Genomic DNA, 14579 nt, shown 5'->3' on the forward strand with positions numbered 1-14579 from the left:
ATGTCGTTGTCCCAAAAACCGCTGCACACTTTTGGGCGACATGCATCAGAAGGCGTATTTGACTGTTATATAGAGCAAAATGAGGGCGGCGGCGGCGGCGCTCGCGATCAGGCCAAGACGCTTTTCGATGAATTCGCGGATCGGCTCGCCATAACGGCGCAACAGCCAGGCGAGAAACAGAAAACGAGCGCCGCGGGCAACAATCGCAAGCACAATGAACAGCAGCAGATTGACGCCGATGACGCCGGACAGGATGGTCACCACCTTGATCGGCGGCAGATGGGCTAGGCCCGAGGTGATCAGCATCAGGACGATGAAGCCGACGCCCGACGAGGTGCGCAGTTGCTCGAACTCGTCATACTTGCCGTAGAATTCGAGGATCGGCTTTGCCACGGCGTCATAGGCGTAGTGGCCGATGAACCAGCCGGCGATGCCGCCCAGCACGGATGCCACTGTCGCGATCAGCGCGTAGCGATAGGCGCGATCCGGCCGCGACAGCGCCATGGGCAGATAGAGCACGTCGGCCGGCACCAGGAACACCGAGCTTTCGACGAAAGCGATGAAGGCCAGCCACCATTCGGCGGATTTCCTTGCCGCCAGCGACAACGTCCAGTCGTAAAGTCCGCGAAGCATCGGCACTCCTAATGCACGTCGCTAAAGGTGCATAAAACCAAGACCCAAAGCGCGTCGCATCGTCTCTTCAGACGCAGCGCGCTCCAATGCGCCGTCTGTCTAGAAAGATTTTCCGCGCCGCACAATGGCTGGAGCTTCACGAAGACGAAAGATGGTATCGGCCCTTCGGCACGCCCGATAGAACCGGGATGGGGTTCCATCCCTTGCTAGACCATGACCCCGGCGTGGTCTCAGAGCCAGCCGCGCGACCGGAAATAGAACAGCGGCAGGATGGCCGACAGGAGCATCACGCCGATCGCCCACGGATAGCCGAGCAGCCATTCGAGTTCGGGCATGTGCGTGAAGTTCATTCCGTAGATCGACGCGACCAGCGTCGGCGGCAGGAAGACCACGGCAGCCACCGAAAAGATCTTGATGATCCCGTTCTGCTCGACCGAGACAAGGCCCACCACCGTATCGAGCAGGAACACGGTGCGCTCGGCGAGGTAGGACAGATGATCGTTCAGCGACTGCACGTCGCGCTCAAGCGATTTGAGCCATGTCGTATGGGATGGGTGATCGGTGGTCACAGCGGACGACGACTGGAGATAGGCCAACAAACGCCCGAATCCCGCGAGGCTCTCCCGGATCTTGGACAGGAAGTCGCCTTCCTTGGCGATCAGTTTGAGCCCGGCCCGGAATTCCTTGGTCGATATCGGCTTTTCGATGCCGGAACCGGAAATGAGCCGGGTTGACTCGGCATCGAGGCGCTGTGCGACATTCTCAAGCAGTTCGGCGATGCGGTCGGTGACCGATTCGATGAGGCCGAAGAAGATCGTCAGCGGATCGCATTTCTCGAAGACGAGGTCGTTGCCGGCTTTGGCCGCGCGCGCTGCGTAAAGCGTGAATGGCAGCGGTTGCGAATAGCGCACGGTCACGAGATGTTCTTGTGTGGCCACGAAGGTAACTGGCGCGATGCCAGGTGTATCCGCCCCGGCTGCAAACAGCACCGGCACTGTGAGATAGAGCGCATGGTTTTCCGAATACAGCCTGCTCGAATCTTCTATGCTGCGCATCTCGTCACGTGTCGGGATCGATACGCCTGCGAGAGACTCCACATGCGAATCCTCTTCGACGGTCGGCTCGAACATGTCGATCCAGATCGTGTTGGGCGGCAACGCGGCGCCAGCGGAAAGCGGAGTGCATACCAAAGTATGGTCGTTGACGCTGTAGGCTTGGATCATGATGCTTCCCGCTGTTTCGCTGTCGGTCCCTGGAGCCGTCAGGCAGGGCGCGCTCTGTGCCTGAACCGGCGCCATATCGGCGAGATGCAGTAGCTGATCGCAGGGATGGTGAGGAGCCCGATTGCAATTCCAGCCAGGCCGGCGCCCGTTGCCTCGACCAGCCATTTGATCGCTCCGCCGGCCGCGGGAAGGCTGTGCGCCGCCATCTCGGCGGCGGCGTCGATGAGATGGCTCAGGCCCCCGAAACCATAGGTCTCGAAGCCGTGCATGACGATGCCGCCGCCGACCCAGATCATCGCCGCGGTCCCGATGATGCCGAGCCCCTTGAGAAAATAGGGCATGCCGAGAACGAGTATCCGCCCGGTGCCGCGCACCAGCACGCCGGTCGGCGAGGTTGACGTCATACCGGCCATCGCCAGACCGAGATCGTCGGCCTTGACGATGAGCGCGACCGCGCCATAGACCGCAAGCGTGATTGCCACGCCGACGACCGCCAGAATGACGGCTTGCGTCACGAAGCCGCTGTCGGGAACCGAACCCAGCGTGATGGCCATGATCTCGGCCGAGAGGATGAAGTCCGTCTTGATCGCGCTTGCCACCTTCTGGTCTTCGAAGGATTGCGCGCTGGGATCGATCGAGCCGAGTTCGGCCTCATGCTTGTGCGCGGCATGCGGCACGACGAGTTCGTAGATCTTTTCGACGCCTTCGTAGCAGAGATAGACGCCGCCGATCATCAGCAGCGGCGTGATGGCTTGCGGCACCAGCAGGCTGAGCGCGAGCGCAACCGGCAGCAGGATCAAAAGCTTGTTCTTGAGCGAGCCGAAAGCGATCTTGCGAATGATCGGCAATTCGCGCGCCGCCGCGAAACCGGTGACGTAGCGCGGCGTGACGGCGGCGTCGTCGATGACCACGCCGGCCGCCTTGGCGCCTGCCTTGGCGGCCTGGCCGGCGATGTCGTCCAGCGATGCCGCGGCGACCTTCGCCAGAGCCGCGACATCATCGAGAAGGGCGATCAGACCGACACTCATGGACCCGTCACTCAGCTGTGTTGCAGATCATGCGTAAGGAGCGTGTCATTGCGTGACTGGAAAGAGAACGGCATCGCAAGATGGCGATGCCGTTCGGGTCGTTTGTTCCGCTGCCTTTGGCCGTTATTCGGCCGGGACCGGGCTGAGGCCGGCGTCTCCGATCGGACGCGGCTTGTCCTTGCGGGCCGACGCACGGGCAAGCACGCTCTGCCGGTTGACGGATTTGCGCTCGGCGTCGATGCGGCGGATCAGGATTTCCGCCCGCTCGATCGAACCGAGCAGGGCCAGGATCGTGCCGCGTTCAGCCGCCCCAGCATTCGGTCCGAGCGCCAGCGTGCGGGCACGCAACTCCTCGACCTCCGGGAAGCTGACATGGCCGGCCGGCATTCGCGGGTTGGCAATGCCGTAATCCGGCAAGATCTCACGCAGCGAGGCATCGAGCTTGTTCAGCGCGGCCTCGACGATGGCTTGCGCCGGACTGCTGAACTTCTCGCGTTTGACGCGCCGGGCCACCTGGTGCATCGATTCCGTCAAGGCAGCCGTGAAGTCCGCTTCCTCGATCAGGCTGGCGATCAGATCGAGCTGCTCGTAAGGCAGGTCTTCCTTCATCAGCGAAGCCGTGTAGGCACGGATGTCGCGGCTGAGAATATCGGTTGCGAGATAGTGCTCGCCGGGATCGGACGGCGCTTTCTTCGATCCGCGTGCGATATCGAGGAACATCGCACCGGCCTGCAGGTGGCGGGCCGTCTCCTGCTGCACGGCGGGAATGGCCATTGCAAAGTCGTTGGCCAGCTTGCGGTCGAGGAATTTCGGCGTCGAGAAATCTTCCGCGTCATCGGCATCCGTGTGGCCGACACGCGACAGTACCCGCTCGAACACACCGATGAACGGGAACAGCAACGCTGTGTTGAAGACGTTGAAGAAGGTCGAGTAGAGACCGACCGCGACCGGCACCAGGGGAAAGGTCTCCTTGCCGTCGACCATCACCGCAACGGCCGGATCGCCGCCGAAGAACTGCATGGCCCATTCCAGGACCTGGATGGAGACGAAGAACAGCGGGATGGTGATGCAAACGCCTATGATGTTGAACGATATGTGCGCATACGCGGTCCGCTTGGCGTTCTTCGAAAGATTGAGCGAGGCCATCCACGAGGTGATCGTGGTGCCGAGATCGGCGCCGAGCGAGAAGGCGACGGCGGTCGTCCAGTCGAGAATGCCGGCCGCGCCAAGGCCCATCACAATGCCGATCGTCGCCGAGGACGAGTGGATCATGGCGGTGACGCCAGCGGCGATGAACACGCATTTGAGAAGGTTGAGGAAGGAATCAGCCTTGAGGGTTTGCAGCAGCGACATGACTTCGGGCAGGTTGCGCAGCGGGCGCAGACCACCGGTCATCAGGTTCAGGCCGTAGAAGATCAGCGCGAAGCCCATGCAGGCGAGCGCTATGTTCTTCACCTTTTCGCTTTTGGCGAAGCAATAGACCAGCGAGAATATGCCGGCCAGGATCAATCCGAGCGGACCGAGCGGCAGGGCGATAAGTCCGTTGCCGAGCGTGGTGCCGATGTTGGCGCCCATGATCACGCTGATCGCCGGCCGCAAGGCGATGACGCCGGCATTGACCAAGCCGACCACCATGACGCTCATCGCGGTCGACGACTGGATGACGCCTGTGATCAGCGTTCCCGCCAGCACGCCCTTGATCGGCGTTCCCGCCGCCTTGGCGAGAAAATCGCGCATCCGGTTGACCGAGAGCGCCTGGATGCCATTTGCCATGAAGTCCAGACCGAGCATGAAAATGCCCAATCCGCCGATCACCGGCACGAGGATGTCCTTGAAGATATCTATGTCCATTTCACGCTATCCCCAACAAGTCGCCATTGCGACGCGGCACGAAGTTCAGTTGCTGTGCGAAGTGGCCAGGCACCGAGCCTTGGCCCTTCGTTCGCCCTCAGTTTGCGACAACAGGTGCTTGCCCTGCCGCTTGTCCTGCCCAGTACTGCTCGATCTGGTCGACGAGCGCTTTCGGCAACGGCACGTAGCCGAGTGCTGAGGCGTCGCCTGCGCCCTGCGTGAAGGCCAGCCTGAAAAGGTCATGCACGCGGCGATAGCGATGCTCCGAACGCCCCGAAACCTGGACCACCGCGAACACCGCCGTGCTGATCGGATAGGCGGCATCTCCGCCGCGATCGGTCAGGGAGGCGAAGAAATCGGTCGTTTCCCCCCAGGCGACGGAAGTCGCCGCCGCTTGCACGCCCGCGGGATCCGGCTTGACGAAATTGCCGGATTTGTTCTGGACCGCCGCGAAGGGGAGGCCGGCGCGAAGCACCTGGCCGTATTCGGCATAGGCGATCGCCCCCTTGGTCGCCGAGACGGCACGAATGAGAGCCTGTGTGCCTTCGGCGCCAGTCCCAAGCGGCCACTCGATCAGCGTGTCGGCGCCGAGCTTCGTCTTCCATTCCTCGCTGCTGGACGAGAGGAACTCGGTGAAGACATGGGTCGAGCCCGAGCCGTCCTGCCGATGGATGACGCTGATGGCGAGATCCGCAATGGGTGTGTCGGGATTGAGCGCCTGGATCGCCGGATCGGACCAGGACTTGATCTTGCCGAGATAGATGTCGGCGATCACGGGACCGGACAGGCGCAGGCCTTGCTCCGGCAGGCCGTCCAGATTGGTGACCACCGCGATGCCACCCATGACGATCGGAAATTGCTGCTGGCCGTTCTTGGCGAGGTCGCTCGGCGGCACCGGAACATCGGTGGCGGCGAAATCCAGTTCGGGCTGCTTGAGCCGCATAAGGCCCGCAAGCGAGCCGACCGGCTCATAGTCGACGCTCCAGTCCAGCGTGAAGAAGTCGCCGCCATCGGCGCGCGCATTCTTGTATGCCGTTGCCCATTTGGCGATGACCGGCGCGGCCAGGGTCGATCCGGCGCCGCGAATGGGCTCGGCCCGGGCAGCGGGGCCGATCAAGGCAACGGCCAAAGCAACGGCAAGGGCGATGACGCCGCCAGCGGGCTTCGGCCATGCGCTGCGCGATGACGCAATACTTGTCGGGTTTCCTGAAAACATCGTTTTACCCCGCTTATACGATAGTAAATACTTGAATAACTGCGAATTTCAGTGAAAAAATCAGTAGATCATATCCCCGGCGACGTAGGCCTCCAGCCAAAGAGGACAAGATCGCTCCTATTTCTTATTAACTTTTCTTAACGATTGGATGACAGGGATCGCTGCGACCCGATCTTTCAGGCGTCAGGGCTTTCCAGTCGGATGCGCTTTGCCGCCCACTGTCGCCGGGAAACCTTTCAGATCGAATGAAGCAGCCAGCGTGGCAAAAAACGGGCCTGACTTGGAGATCATGCGCCAGCCTCGCGGCCGTCGCGAATTGGCCAGTTGACGAACAGGCCTCCAACCGTATAGTCCGCGCCCATCCAGGCCGCCCGGCCTGAGCCCCTATGGCGGAATTGGTAGACGCGCTCGACTCAAAATCGAGTTCCGCAAGGAGTGCTGGTTCGATCCCGGCTAGGGGCACCATTCCATTTTTTCAGGCGCTGATCTTATTCAATTTTTCGCCTGTTTGCCCCACTTTTTTCAACCTGCGATTCCGGTGGGACAGTTTCGTCCATTTTTTGTTTTGCCGTAAAGAGCAGTTTATGGGCAGCGCGACCCGCGATCAGCTTGCGCCTAGCCTTCTTGGTGGAACTCCGAGCCGCGCGCATGCCACCTCGGTGTCGAATACCTTCGTGCCGGGGATCTCCGTCAGCCTGACCTTCGGCCGGCCAGTCGCGCGAAAATACAAGCGCACGTTCCCGTGCCTGTCGCGGTCTGGCGATACTCCCTTGGGCAGTTCCGTCGGCATCAGTTCCAAGGGTTCACAGCTTGGCCGCCGCCGTCAAGGGAATGACGGGTTCCGAACGATGCGGCAGGACTCCTCTCCTATGAAGATTTCTTCTTCCCGTCCTGTTGTTTCTGGTATTCTTGGTACATGATCGCCGTGATAGCGGCGGTCGAGTATTTCATGGTCGTTGTACGCAGTTGGCTCTGGTACACAGTCACCTGTGCGGGCTTGACGCCGGCCTGCTTGAGTTCCGCACCGAACTTGTCCATGTAACCGCCGCAAGCGAGGTCCACGGTTGCATTGATGTTGACGGGTTTGGGGCTGCTCAGGTGCTGCGCCATGGTCTTCACGGTACAACTGCGGTAGTCCTTGATTGTGCTGGTGACGATGGCGTCGGTGCCCGTGCCGCCGCTGGTTGTTGAACAACCAGCGAGCGCAACGAGTGCGGCGAGAGTCTTCTTCATTTTGGTATTCCCCTCCGTGGTCGCGTGTGATAGCGTGCCTTCCCCTCTGCTGGGTTACTGTTAGTCTTCCTTCACCTTGAAGTCCTTGATCGGGTTGATGACCCCTTCGTCCAGCCACTTCTGTATATCTTTCTGAAGAGCATCTCGCGTGTTTCCCACACGCTCACCGACGCCCCAGATACCTTGCTTGAGGTTCAGCATGGCGTCGGCTGCCTTGTCTGATAAGTCCTGCGTCTCGGCGGTACCGCTTCCGAACGTGTCGTTGACCCAAGCACCTAAGGTGCGCTTGGCGGCGTTGTTGGCCATCCCTTTGGCGACGCCCTTCTGCACTTCCCGCGTGTCATCAGTCGTCCAACCGACGTTCTTCTTGAACTTGCCCCATGTCGTGCTGTCGGCCACGAGCTTCGCAGCGTTCTCGGCCTCAATCTGTTGTTTGACTTGCTGTCGGCGGAGAGCGTCGATCTGCCGCAGTCTGAGTTCCTCGGCTGACGGCTGGATTGGCGCGTAAGTCGTCGGCCGCGTGTGCGGCATGGTCGGGCGCCATTTGCCCTGCGTGGACTGCGATGGCTGACGAGGTTGTGGGTTCTTAGTTGCCTGTTGGATTACTTGACCCAATAGGCCAATTCCCACACCGATGAGGGCTGCCTCACCGGCGTCCAACCCGCCGCCACCACCCCCGCCGCTCGGTACGGAAGGGACATAAACATTGGCGCCGCCTGATGATGGGGGAGAAGCGCGACATGCCGCCGGGTTCTGTTGGCAGTACCGACCGTCGTTGAAGGCATCTTGGGCGTACAATTGATGAATCGTCGACATAGTTAGGGCGACGACTAGCCCTATTGTACGTTTCATGACCTTTCCCCCCTCTGTAGTATCAATGTCTCTATTCCGGTGCGTCCCACTTTCCCCTCCTGGTTTGGTTCTAGTCTCCCGTTCTCTTCCGGGTGAGCGTGCTTACGGCGACGGCTCAGCGCGGCGATGACGACGTCGATGCCGAACGGAGCGCCGTGCCTTACGGGATGGTTGTGGCCACGCTGCCGGCGGTGAAGATTAAGAATTTCTTTGTTGCACAGCGCCCCTCGCTAGTTGAATAAAGACAATAAGCGGTTGCTAATATGAGTGGGCAGATAGCGTTTCCGCTTGTTTTCAATCTGCAGTTGAATGCGCTTATATTATTGTTATCGATCGACGCGTCGTCATCGCCATCGTACCCCGTCAACTGTCGAAAAACGGGCTTGTTCAGACGCACAAAAGTAGCGTGGCGCCCATGATTATTCTTTTCGCGTGAAAACAAGTCTTCAAGCGCTGCACGATTTGCGCAAAAGTCACAGGGACCCATAGATGCTACCAGCGTATTTTAGCATCCTCTAAGATGTTCCCGATGTAAAGTCCCTGATTCCGGTTTTGATCGTGCGGGATGAACCCACACAGATCGACCGTCTCGCGCTCGGCGGCGCGACTGGCATCGGACGAACGGCCTGCACTCGAGACTGCAAGACGTCGTTCTCTTCAACGGCAGGCCAGCAGGGCCCGTCATTAGCGGCCTGGCGCTCCTCTCGATGCAGCCCAGAAAAGTTCTTTCGATCTTGGAGGGAGCGTTCGCGCACCTGCGCACCGATGGCGCATTCTACCAGTTCACTTATGGCCCCGGTACCCGATATCGAGGCCTCTGCTCGACCGCTTGGGTTTCAAAACTACTTATGTTGGCCACATTCGCAAATATTCCACGGCTACGGTCAATCGCATTCGACACCGGAAAAGACGAAAATGCGCCGTGCTCTAAACAGAAATGAAAACGCCCGAGGGGATGCTCATAGCTGTCGCGACGAAGACAGTGATCAAGGGATACGATCGCTGATATTGGCCCAGGACTTGGCCTAGGTTCTCTTTTTCTGCTGCTGCTCGATACCAACATCCAAGACGGTGCTGCTTGTACAGCCATTCGATTGGTCACTCAGACGACGAAGTCGAACTGTCCAAATAGCCCGTCGCCCGTTTCCTTCATGTCAAGAAGCAGAGATTCGTGGAAGATCCGATCTCCCGCGTTTCCCGGCTCGCCGGGGAAATAGAGTTGGGTGGTGAGGACGCTTCCGCCGGGACGTTGAACCTTGAAGTGGAAATGACGGGTGCGGCCGGGATAAAGCGCCGGCACGACCGTGTTGAACCACCAGCGGCCCTGTACGTCGGTAAACTGGTGTCCGCGCAGGCGAAATCCTTCACGGTCGTATTCACCGTTTTCGTCAGCATGCCAAATCTCGATAAGGCTGCCGGGCAACGGATGGCAGCGCCTGTCGAAGACAAACCCCGCAACGGTTATCCGTTCGCCATCAGGCGAACCGGGATAGAGATCACGGTTGAGCGGCGTGTTAGGCTTGAAGAAGGGACCGGCTTCTCGTTCAAGGGTGAGACCATCCCCATCATCGCATGCCTGGGTCAGAGGCAGTTCCGGGGCGGCTTGCGCGAACGCGCTCATATTGGCGGCATCAATGAGAGGCAGCGACAGAAAAGCTGTCAGAAGAGAGCGTCGGGTCGGGGACATGATGTTCTCCCTGTTTGGAACTGTTGGTGCAGAGGCGATTGCCGTTGATTTATTGCAACCGCCTGGAGGCGTTCGCCTGCGCTTCCCTGATCAGACCGGAGTACATCTTCTCCTTGCCGGGATACCACGGCATGGAGGCGATGGAGGCGAAACCGGGGATCGTTTCCATGTGGGCGACCATGCGTCTGCGCATGCGTTCGTCCGGAAGCGGGCCGGCCATCGCCTGGACGTTGTCGCTCATGTGATCGGGATTCGACGTGCCGCACAGAACGCTCGTGACCGCGGGATGCGCCATGACCCATTTCAGGAAGAACTGGGCCCAACTCGTCGCCCCGAACTCCTGCGCGAAATCCGGAAGTGAATGTCCCTCCACCACCTTCATCAGCCGCGCCTTTTCGAGGGGCAAATTGATGAGTACGCTCACGCCCTTGTCGGCCGCGGCCGGAAGCAGGCGCCGCTCGGCGTCGCGATTGAAGATCGAGTAGTTCGTCTGGACGAAGTCGACGTCGCCGCGTTCCACGATGGCCGTCAGTTGGTCTTGCGCCGCCGACTCGTGGTGGGTTACGCCGACATGGCGTATCAGGCCTTCCTGCTGCCATGCCTTCATCAGCGGGATGACGACAGGCGCATTGGTGATGCTGTGGCACTGCATGAGATTGATCGTGTCGCGCCAGGTGCGCAATCGCGACTGTCTGAAGCTTTCCTCGGCGTGGCTTTCATCGCCGAGATATTCTCCCGTGGCCCAGATCTTGTTGGCGAGGAAGAGCTCGTCCGATCCGGAAAACTCGCCCATGAACTGGCCGACGCTGACTTCGGCCGAGCCATAAAGAGGCGATGTGTCGACCACGCGACCGCCAGCAGCGATGTACCTCTCGAAGACCTGCCGGAGATCATCGCGACGATCACCCGGCTTCCTGTCGAAGGTCAAAAACGTGCCCAGACCGAGGGCGGTCACCTTTTCACCGGTGCGTGGCAATGCACGGGTCAGCACATCCGGGTTCGATCCCGCCGCTGACGACGCTGAATTTGCATCCTGAGCCTGGGCGGTGGTGGGGGCGGCCAGAGCCAGCCCCGTTGCGGCCGCGCCAACCGTTCCGAGAAAACCGCGTCGGTTGATCTTCGACTGGTCCATGAGATGTCTCCTGTTTCGCAATTGTCGATTTCAAAACTGCCAGCCGGCAGGGACCCAGGCGTAGACGCCATCGGTCTCGAGCATCCGGCCGAGGCCCGGAAAGGGAAAATGGAAGCCCAGCACCGGAATGCGATCGGCGGCCGCCCTGTCGAAGATGCGCCGGCGAGAGGCCAGCGCGGTTTCCTTGTCTCGATCGGGGCCGGGACGCCAGGGATTGTCGACGTTGACGACAGGGTGGTAGGCGAGGTCAGCCGTCAGCAACAACTGATCATTTCCGGAATGGACGAGGAAGGTCGCCATGCCCGGGGTGTGGCCGGATGCAACGATCGTCGTGAGGCCCGGCACGATCTCGGCGCCGGCTTCGTAGAGCTCGACATCGTTCATGACCGGTTCGAGGCTGCTCTTGATGGCTGCGGCGAAGCGCAAGCGAAAATCTTCCGGAACGGGCATGTAGGACAGATCCGGATCGGTGCGGACGAAGAAATCCCAGTCCGCCTTCGGCAGGAAGACGGTGGCGCGGGGGAAAGCCTTGCCGCCGTCCGCGGTTCTGAGGTTGCCGACATGGTCGGGATGGGTGTGCGAGATCACGATCGTATCGATGTCCGCGGGACCGAGCCCGATCGCCGCCAGGTTTTCGAAAATCCGGCCGCCATTCGGACCCATCGTACCGCCGGCGCCGGCCTCGATGAGAATCCGCCGTCCGCCGGTTTCGATCAGAAGGGTATTCAGGTTGAGCGTCATGTGATCGGTCGGCAGGAATGCGCGCCGCAGTACTTCCTGAAGCTCCGCCTCGGGGGCGTCGCTCGCATAAACCCTGGGCGGGCCGCCGATAACGCCGTCGCTCAGGACCGTCGCTCTGATCTCGCCGATACGGAAGCGGTAGTGACCCGCGTTTCCGCTCGCGGGTGTCATCATCGCCTGGGCATTCGCGATACCGCCACCGCCCGCAAGGAACATGCCTGATGCGCCGACGACAGCCGACAGCATGACAGCGCGTCTGTTTATAGTGAACGCATTCATCGGTATTCCCTTCACAATTGGTCCCCCGCTCCCCGCATCCAGCCGCGAGACTATGAATGTGACCGGTAAAAGGACGGCGAACAGAGCGAGACAGTTGACTACAGATCGATCATGACACGACATCATTGCGCTGATAAGATGGGCAAATGTTATCAGCTTGGTTAGGCTAGCTTTGCAATGAGCCCAATTCGTTTGGACAGTTTCGATGTGTTCGCGGCGATTGTACGCTGTGGTGGCTTTCGCGCAGCGGCGCTCGAGCGGGGCGTCTCGTCATCGGCCTTGAGCCAAACGATCAATGCCTTGGAAGAGACGCTTGGGATTCGACTCCTCAATCGAACGACGAGGAGCGTATCGCCGACGGAGGCAGGGCAGCGCCTCCTTGATCGCCTGACTCCGGCGTTGAGTGACATCCAGCTTGCGATCGCCGAGGTCGATGAGCTGAGGGACAGTCCATCGGGAACGTTGCGGATCAATGCGCCGGCTCCCGCCGTCGATCATCTTCTATGTCCCCTCGCGTTCGACTTCATGGAAACCTACCCAGTGGTCAAAATTGAACTCATCAGTGACGCTGCGGTGATCGATATCGTGGAGCACGCTTTCGACGCCGGTGTGCGGTTCGGCAAGCAGTTGGCGAAAGATATGATCGCAATTCCACTGGGTCTGCCGCTGCGATACGTGATCGTGGCTTCACCGGACTATATCGGACGAAATGGGCGACCGCTGACACCGCATGATCTCGTCCAGCACGACTGCATACGGCGCAGGTTTCCGGGGGGCACGCTGGTGTCATGGAGGTTCCACAAGGGAAACGACGAGATGGACATCACCCCGGAGGGACGTCTTACGCTCAGTTCGGCGCATAACGAGCTACAAGCGTCCTTAGCCGGCAGGGGTATAGCCCATGTATTTGACGAATATGCCAAGCCGCACCTCGACGCAGGCAGGTTGATCGAGGTTCTCGCGGATTGGAGCCCGACCCTGCCCAGTTGGTTTCTATATTATCCCAGTCGTCGTCTTCCCAGCGCCGCCATGCGAGCATTCCTCAATCATGTGAGGACCTACGAATGGGTCGATCACCCGGAACGCCAGTCTGAAACTTAGGGCGGTCCGCTGGATTGTTTAGCTTTTGGCCAAATGCGCTGAACGTGCCAATCGATACTCCTATGGAAAAACGCATGGGAGGATCATAGGAACTCGAATTCTTCTACCTGTCCTTTTCGGCGCGAAGCATAGTCGTGGGGTGGGGAACCACGTCAGCGCGCGGTCAGCCGATTCTTTAACGGGCAGATTTCGATGACCTCACTTTATGCGCTGCCACTCGATCTCGATCCTCGTGCCTTCCGGGCGCTGGAATTGTTCCGTCATCCGGTCGCCTTCGACAGTAAAGGTGAGTTGCTCGCGGGTGCGGGTACTTCCGATCCAATTCGGGAATGTCGCGCCTTCAACCCTGTTGCGGCTGAATTCCCCATTTCCGTCGACGGTGTAAGTTCCGAAGAAGCCAATGCTGCGTGACATGGCCGTCCGGTTCTCGTCGTCGGTACCTTCACCGCGCGCATTGGAAGCAAAGCGTTGAGTGTCGGCATCCGTCAGGACTGCCGCGAAATGCATGTCAGGCGTGAAGATCAAAAGACTGTTGGGGCGCTCCCCGTAGGCAGGAATGTTCTGACCCTCTGGATCGATCGTCGCCGACACCATCCGCCACGTTCCCACCACCTGGTTTTCCGCCGCCGTTTGCGCGAATGCCGGAAGAGAGGGGAGACTGATGGCGAGAGCGAAAACCGCTGATCGGATGAGCATGATCTTGTCCTTTACAAATGGTGGCGTTTGGCGCGCTTGAGCTGTCATCGCCGATCACAGATCCTGGCGGTCGGCGGAGTTCGCCACATCCTGCTGTGTCTTGAGGGCGGCCAGGCGCGCAGAAAGGGCCTGCGAGATCGAGGAATAGGCGGCGCTGCCGAGCGTCAGGCGCAGAGGAGGCGCTGCGCTTTCGGCCGCTGCAATCATCGCTGCCGCGGTTCGCGCCGCATCGCCCTTCAACACGAAGCTGCCATCGTTGATCGCGCGCCGCACGGCTCCGGCGGGTGTTTCTTCGTAGACATTCGTCGCATCGGCACGGACGAGGTTTGCCCCGAAATTCGTGCCTGTCGGGCCGGGCTCCGCGATGATGAACTCGACGCCGAAGGGTGCCACTTCCTGTGCGACGGATTCGACGAAGCCTTCGATGCCCCACTTGGTCGCGTGATAGAGGCTGAAGCAGGGATAGGCGATTTGTCCGCCCTCGGAGGAAACCTGCAGAATGCGTCCGCCTCCCTGCCGACGAAGATGGGGCAGTGCGGCGCGGATCAGATGGATGGATCCGGTGAGGTTGGTGGCGATTTGTTGATCGATCTGGGCATTCGTCAGCTCTTCGGCCGCACCAAACAGTCCGTAGCCAGCATTGCTGACGACCACGTCTATCCGGCCGTACCGTTGGAATGCGCTGTCGATGGCCGTTTGAATGCCCGCCGTGTCCGCGAGATCAAGCAGAACGACGTCAAGGCTTTCCCCGTATTGCTGCTGCAAGCCCGCTAATGGTTCGGAGCGGCGTGTCGTGGCGACCAGCTTGTCGCCTCTGGCGAGCAACTGCCGCGTCATTTCAAGGCCAAGACCTGAAGATGCTCCGGTGATGAACCATGTTTTCGGCATGTGAATTCTCTCTCTTCTG

Annotated in this window: 13 protein-coding genes, 1 tRNA gene and 1 pseudogene; 3 read left to right on the plus strand and 12 right to left on the minus strand. The window is 60.1% G+C overall.

Features of this window, described 5'->3' with window-relative positions; genetic code table 11:
* Positions 1 to 45: 45 nt before the first annotated feature.
* The 5 genes from MESS4_RS07610 to pstS all read right to left on the minus strand — a co-directional run bounded on the left by MESS4_RS07610 (position 46) and on the right by pstS (position 5951).
* On the minus strand, positions 46 to 633 hold the full coding sequence (locus tag MESS4_RS07610) for a YqaA family protein (protein ID WP_006328501.1): 588 nt from the start codon (positions 631 to 633) through the stop codon (positions 46 to 48).
* A 230-nt stretch (positions 634 to 863) separates the two neighbouring features.
* Entirely contained in the window at positions 864 to 1856 is a 993-nt protein-coding gene (locus MESS4_RS07615; protein WP_006328502.1) for a magnesium transporter CorA family protein, read from the minus strand.
* A gap of 38 nt (positions 1857 to 1894) precedes the next feature.
* Positions 1895 to 2884: a DUF808 domain-containing protein gene (locus MESS4_RS07620; protein WP_006328503.1), complete on the minus strand. Its 990-nt coding sequence runs from the start codon at positions 2882 to 2884 to the stop codon at positions 1895 to 1897.
* Positions 2885 to 3007: 123 nt separating this feature from the next.
* A complete protein-coding gene (locus MESS4_RS07625) occupies positions 3008 to 4735 on the minus strand; it encodes a Na/Pi symporter (protein ID WP_006328504.1) in 1728 nt (575 codons plus the stop codon).
* 97 nt (positions 4736 to 4832) lie between these two features.
* Positions 4833 to 5951 (minus strand): phosphate ABC transporter substrate-binding protein PstS, encoded by a 1119-nt coding sequence (gene pstS, locus MESS4_RS07630; protein ID WP_006328505.1) that lies wholly within the window; start codon positions 5949 to 5951, stop codon positions 4833 to 4835.
* Between the two features lie 380 nt (positions 5952 to 6331).
* On the opposite strand from pstS, the gene MESS4_RS07635 reads away from it, so the two are divergent.
* A tRNA-Leu gene (locus tag MESS4_RS07635) sits at positions 6332 to 6416 on the plus strand.
* Positions 6417 to 6818: 402 nt separating this feature from the next.
* Here the strand turns inward: MESS4_RS07635 and MESS4_RS07640 are convergent.
* Both MESS4_RS07640 and MESS4_RS33335 read right to left on the minus strand, forming a co-directional pair.
* Positions 6819 to 7184: a hypothetical protein gene (locus tag MESS4_RS07640; protein WP_006328510.1), complete on the minus strand. Its 366-nt coding sequence runs from the start codon at positions 7182 to 7184 to the stop codon at positions 6819 to 6821.
* A 60-nt stretch (positions 7185 to 7244) separates the two neighbouring features.
* A complete protein-coding gene (locus MESS4_RS33335) occupies positions 7245 to 8036 on the minus strand; it encodes a hypothetical protein (protein ID WP_157385528.1) in 792 nt (263 codons plus the stop codon).
* Positions 8037 to 8689: 653 nt separating this feature from the next.
* Between MESS4_RS33335 and MESS4_RS34350 the strand changes: the two are divergent.
* Positions 8690 to 8967 (plus strand): annotated as a pseudogene (locus MESS4_RS34350) (phospholipid methyltransferase); the annotation flags it as partial.
* Positions 8968 to 9138: 171 nt separating this feature from the next.
* Here MESS4_RS34350 and MESS4_RS07650 read toward each other — a convergent pair.
* Genes MESS4_RS07650 through MESS4_RS07660 form a run of 3 tightly spaced genes read right to left on the minus strand, consistent with a single transcriptional unit; the run spans position 9139 to position 11875 of the window.
* Positions 9139 to 9723, minus strand: coding sequence for an intradiol ring-cleavage dioxygenase (locus MESS4_RS07650; protein WP_006328515.1), 585 nt, complete (start codon positions 9721 to 9723; stop codon positions 9139 to 9141).
* Between the two features lie 49 nt (positions 9724 to 9772).
* Positions 9773 to 10855 carry an aldo/keto reductase gene (locus tag MESS4_RS07655; protein WP_006328516.1) on the minus strand — a complete coding sequence of 361 codons (1083 nt, stop codon included), beginning with the start codon at positions 10853 to 10855 and terminating at the stop codon, positions 9773 to 9775.
* A gap of 30 nt (positions 10856 to 10885) precedes the next feature.
* A complete protein-coding gene (locus tag MESS4_RS07660; protein ID WP_006328517.1) occupies positions 10886 to 11875 on the minus strand; it encodes an MBL fold metallo-hydrolase in 990 nt (329 codons plus the stop codon).
* Positions 11876 to 12052: 177 nt separating this feature from the next.
* On the opposite strand from MESS4_RS07660, the gene MESS4_RS07665 reads away from it, so the two are divergent.
* Entirely contained in the window at positions 12053 to 12976 is a 924-nt protein-coding gene (locus tag MESS4_RS07665; RefSeq protein ID WP_006328518.1) for a LysR family transcriptional regulator, read from the plus strand.
* A 198-nt stretch (positions 12977 to 13174) separates the two neighbouring features.
* On the opposite strand, the gene MESS4_RS07670 is transcribed toward MESS4_RS07665, so the two are convergent.
* Together MESS4_RS07670 and MESS4_RS07675 are read right to left on the minus strand one after the other, a co-directional pair.
* The gene (locus tag MESS4_RS07670) at positions 13175 to 13720 is read right to left on the minus strand and encodes a lipocalin-like domain-containing protein (RefSeq protein ID WP_244441070.1); all 546 of its coding nucleotides are present in this window, start codon (positions 13718 to 13720) and stop codon (positions 13175 to 13177) included.
* A 6-nt stretch (positions 13721 to 13726) separates the two neighbouring features.
* Entirely contained in the window at positions 13727 to 14560 is an 834-nt protein-coding gene (locus MESS4_RS07675) for an SDR family oxidoreductase (RefSeq protein WP_006328520.1), read from the minus strand.
* Between the last annotated feature and the right edge of the window lie 19 nt (positions 14561 to 14579).

This window comes from Mesorhizobium sp. STM 4661 (assembly GCF_000359125.1).
Taxonomy (GTDB): Bacteria; Pseudomonadota; Alphaproteobacteria; order Rhizobiales; family Rhizobiaceae; genus Mesorhizobium.

What these genes read in the sequence shown, in the direction of transcription:
- MESS4_RS07610 (WP_006328501.1), bottom strand. Translation starts at nt 633, where the DNA reads ATGCTTCGCGGACTTTACGACTGGACGTTGTCGCTGGCGGCAAGGAAA.
- MESS4_RS07615 (WP_006328502.1), bottom strand. Translation starts at nt 1,856, where the DNA reads ATGATCCAAGCCTACAGCGTCAACGACCATACTTTGGTATGCACTCCG.
- MESS4_RS07620 (WP_006328503.1), bottom strand. Translation starts at nt 2,884, where the DNA reads ATGAGTGTCGGTCTGATCGCCCTTCTCGATGATGTCGCGGCTCTGGCG.
- MESS4_RS07625 (WP_006328504.1), bottom strand. Translation starts at nt 4,735, where the DNA reads ATGGACATAGATATCTTCAAGGACATCCTCGTGCCGGTGATCGGCGGA.
- pstS (WP_006328505.1), bottom strand. Translation starts at nt 5,951, where the DNA reads ATGTTTTCAGGAAACCCGACAAGTATTGCGTCATCGCGCAGCGCATGG.
- MESS4_RS07640 (WP_006328510.1), bottom strand. Translation starts at nt 7,184, where the DNA reads ATGAAGAAGACTCTCGCCGCACTCGTTGCGCTCGCTGGTTGTTCAACA.
- MESS4_RS33335 (WP_157385528.1), bottom strand. Translation starts at nt 8,036, where the DNA reads ATGAAACGTACAATAGGGCTAGTCGTCGCCCTAACTATGTCGACGATT.
- MESS4_RS07650 (WP_006328515.1), bottom strand. Translation starts at nt 9,723, where the DNA reads ATGTCCCCGACCCGACGCTCTCTTCTGACAGCTTTTCTGTCGCTGCCT.
- MESS4_RS07655 (WP_006328516.1), bottom strand. Translation starts at nt 10,855, where the DNA reads ATGGACCAGTCGAAGATCAACCGACGCGGTTTTCTCGGAACGGTTGGC.
- MESS4_RS07660 (WP_006328517.1), bottom strand. Translation starts at nt 11,875, where the DNA reads ATGAATGCGTTCACTATAAACAGACGCGCTGTCATGCTGTCGGCTGTC.
- MESS4_RS07665 (WP_006328518.1), top strand. Translation starts at nt 12,053, where the DNA reads ATGAGCCCAATTCGTTTGGACAGTTTCGATGTGTTCGCGGCGATTGTA.
- MESS4_RS07670 (WP_244441070.1), bottom strand. Translation starts at nt 13,720, where the DNA reads ATGACAGCTCAAGCGCGCCAAACGCCACCATTTGTAAAGGACAAGATC.
- MESS4_RS07675 (WP_006328520.1), bottom strand. Translation starts at nt 14,560, where the DNA reads ATGCCGAAAACATGGTTCATCACCGGAGCATCTTCAGGTCTTGGCCTT.